This window comes from Bacillus sp. JJ1764 (genome assembly GCF_036962145.1).
Taxonomy (GTDB): domain Bacteria; phylum Bacillota; class Bacilli; order Bacillales; family Cytobacillaceae; genus Neobacillus.
The window spans coordinates 3,515-6,820 of record NZ_JBALNY010000055.1; the positions used below are offsets into that span (position 1 = coordinate 3,515).

Here is a 3,306-nt window from a genome sequence, read left to right on the forward strand (position 1 = left end):
TAAATAAGTGAAATGGGTGTGGCAAATATATTCTACCAAAGCAATTGAGGTGATTTACAAGTGTGTTTATTAAACAAAACTTGAAAATCAGCCTTAAAGGTAAAAAAAGGTGAGAGGAAGTACCGTTGTATTCTGCTTACGTACCCCAATAAGGGGTAAATAATGAGATGCCGTTAGTCAAACTCACCACCATTATTAATAACGAAATTTAAAAAAGAAGGAAGATCCCATATTCAAAAATCATATTATTCTCCTGTTAATTCTTCTTCAAAGAAAAAAGTATTTGGATATTCATTAACAATGTATGAATACCTTTTCATGTTTTTAACATACTGACATTTAGAGATTGTTACAGATTCACCGGATTCTTTTATTTTAACCTCTTCACCAATTGAAAAAAGACTTTCCTTCATTCTCTCTCACCTTCTCTTCTATCTAAAATAGTCCAATCATAAATTGTTCGTAACGTTTTAGAGGACTTTACAATATAAGTTTGACAGAACTTCTTAATATTATCCNNAGTAAATTTACTTTCTGTGTTATTGCAATTACTTATAAAAAGTGTTATTCTAATACAGAATTGTTTTTGTTCGGTGTTTAAGATAGGAAAAGTTGAACTTTTTGTCTAGATGATCACTGTGAACAAGGATGGTATATCATTGTGTGCTTAATGACACACTGGGAGGCAACAAAAATGGAAAAAGGTAAAGTAAAATGGTTTAACAGTGAAAAAGGCTTCGGATTCATCGAACGCGAAGGCGGAGACGATGTATTCGTACATTTCTCAGCAATCCAAAGCGAAGGTTTCAAAACTCTTGACGAAGGTCAAGAAGTAACTTTTGACGTAGAACAAGGCCAACGCGGACCTCAAGCTTCTAACGTTCATAAAGCTTAATTATTAGAAAAACAATAATAGGCAGACTCTTATTTGGGTCTGTTTTTTATTTATTATAGCCTTTTATTATTTACATTCTTGAGGGGGAAAATCATTTTTATGTCAGTTGAAGTAGGCAGCAAAGTACAAGGTAAAGTTACAGGCATTACAAATTTCGGAGCATTTGTGGAATTGCCGGATGGATCAACAGGTCTTGTGCACATAAGTGAAGTAGCAGATAGTTATGTAAAAGACGTAAATGACTTTATCAAAGTAGGCGACCAGGTTGAAGTAAAAGTAATTGGTATGAAGGATGGAAAAACTTCCCTGTCAATCAAAAAAGCAGTCGATAAACCTGAAGGACAAACCTCTTCATATTCACAGCGTCCACCACGTCCTGCTAGAGGAGATAACCGTTCTAAAGATTTTCGATCTAAGGGAAATTTTAAACCAAAGGAAAGTTTTGAAGATAAAATGGCTAAGTTTTTAAAGACCAGTGAAGAAAATTTGTCTACCCTCAAACGGAACACTGGGGCAAAACAAGGCGGTAGAGGTGGAAGACGGGGTTAATTACTTCGTTTATTACTATTGTTTCATTTGGACCGGATATGCTGTGCATGTTTGGTCTTTTTTTGAAAATTAATTCATACTTTACAGATAGGAATTATAGGTTTATAATTTAATTAATTTAATAAAACTATGATCAGACCGAAAACTTGAAGGAGTGGTTTTGATGAGGAACGATGATGAAAAAAAACGCCAAAAACTAATTAATAAGCTAATTTTTTTAAATGTATATAATAAAGAAGACCAACAGCTTAATTGGATGACACTTGCTAAATTAAAATATGAGTATCGAAAATATAAATTACACAACCATCCTCACGGTGAGTTTGGTTCGATTCAATGGATATAAATGTAAAGGGACTTAGAGAATTTCTCTAAGTCCTTTTAACATTGTTTTAGCCTTTTCCGGATACTTGTTCTCCGGTTGCTTCAAATTTTAATTCAGGAGGTCGCTTCTTGAACAATTTCGTAAAGTAAAACAAATACGTAAATCCAACTTCAGCCCAAATTCCTCCAAGTATCAATGCATGTCTATCTAAATTGTCAAAAGTCAAAAATTAAAACAGCACCGATTAGCTGTAAATTGCCCCAGTATAAGCATCAGAATCCTCCCGAGAACTTATTGCTTCTTTTTCTTTTTAAAACAACTATAACAAATTGGCACAAAATTTGTTCATGAAAAGGATTAGTAACTTTCCTTACCATAATCATAATAAAAATCATAAAAACACAAATAATTCAAAAAAATGAGAAAAAAGAAGGAAAAAGCACTATTGAGAACAAAAAACGTTCTTAATAGAGATTTTTGGCCTTTGTATAATAATTAGTTTCCTGTTATTGTCGGGATGAATGTCTGTCTGCTCATAGGGGGTGGAACTAGCTTTCAAATCTATTTTAAAGGTGGTGAAAAAGATTTTTCGAAAGTGGCAGAAATTTTATGCAGTATTCTTTTCCATGGTTCTACTGATTTCGGGTAATATCCCGGTGGTGAGTGCCCATGGACTTGGCCAATGGATCTGGTGGAATGAAGAAGGAGACATGACTACCCACCATTTCGGTGCCAATCAGGAAATTTGGATTCACACCGGGAAGATGCAGATTATTCCCGAATGCTCTGAAGGGAGCCCTGATGGACTAACTTCCTGGACTAATCTTTACGTGGTTCCGACCGGTAGTGTCAATGAGTTGGATTATGGGAAGAAATTGGAAGATGTTTCCGGAGAGCCAAATGCAGTCATGAGCTTGTCGAGCGGGATCTTTATTTCAGAATTGATAGGGACAACAGGGCCCGACGGAAAAATCGGACCGGGCACGTACGACATCATCTTTGACGAATGTCAAAATGAAAAGTTTGACCCTATCGATGGGATTATTGAAAAAGCATTTACCGTAGAGTACACCGCGGGAGTCGTTCCTCCTCTAGACCTTACGAAAATGAAGGAGGATGCGAAAAAGGAAGCTGAACACTGGGAAAAATACGAGAAGTGGGCAAGTAAGCTGTTTAAATCCGCAAAAGTAATTGACGCCCATAACCCAAACGAAAAGATGGTGGATTTCCTGATGAGATCAGGGCTTCAAGATCCTCGGGATGCCGCACTCCTCCAGTTGGCTAATCAGGCAAAGCATTATAAGGGGATTGCAGCAGACCCGCCGGATCCCAATTTTCGGGAGATCGTTCCAATTGGAACTAGACCGGTTCTCGATTTCCAAAGTAGTAATGCTGTAGATGTTGCCATGCAGAACCTAGCCAATGAGGTTACTAATGAGCAAGCAATCACAAAGCAGCTATGGACTCTCCTTGAAAAATACCAAGGGGCCCAAGCTAACGGAAGTGTCAACTGGGCAATGACTCATGTAAAGGCGCT

Annotated in this window: 5 protein-coding genes; 4 read left to right on the plus strand and 1 reads right to left on the minus strand. The window is 36.9% G+C overall.

Annotation, left to right across the window (positions count from 1 at the left end; all coding sequences use genetic code 11):
• Nucleotides 1–245: 245 nt before the first annotated feature.
• Complete coding sequence (locus V7083_RS09370; RefSeq protein WP_335477257.1) at nucleotides 246–413, minus strand: hypothetical protein; 168 nt, start codon at nucleotides 411–413, stop codon at nucleotides 246–248.
• Nucleotides 414–694: 281 nt separating this feature from the next.
• On the opposite strand from V7083_RS09370, the gene V7083_RS09375 reads away from it, so the two are divergent.
• The 4 genes from V7083_RS09375 to V7083_RS09390 form a co-directional block, all read left to right on the plus strand.
• A complete protein-coding gene (locus tag V7083_RS09375) occupies nucleotides 695–895 on the plus strand; it encodes a cold-shock protein (RefSeq protein WP_335477258.1) in 201 nt (66 codons plus the stop codon).
• Nucleotides 896–994: 99 nt separating this feature from the next.
• Complete coding sequence (locus V7083_RS09380) at nucleotides 995–1,444, plus strand: S1 domain-containing RNA-binding protein (protein ID WP_335477259.1); 450 nt, start codon at nucleotides 995–997, stop codon at nucleotides 1,442–1,444.
• Between the two features lie 163 nt (nucleotides 1,445–1,607).
• Complete coding sequence (locus tag V7083_RS09385) at nucleotides 1,608–1,790, plus strand: Fur-regulated basic protein FbpA (RefSeq protein ID WP_335477260.1); 183 nt, start codon at nucleotides 1,608–1,610, stop codon at nucleotides 1,788–1,790.
• A gap of 605 nt (nucleotides 1,791–2,395) precedes the next feature.
• A partial coding sequence (locus V7083_RS09390; RefSeq protein ID WP_335477261.1) for a hypothetical protein occupies nucleotides 2,396–3,306 on the plus strand: 911 nt, incomplete at its 3' end.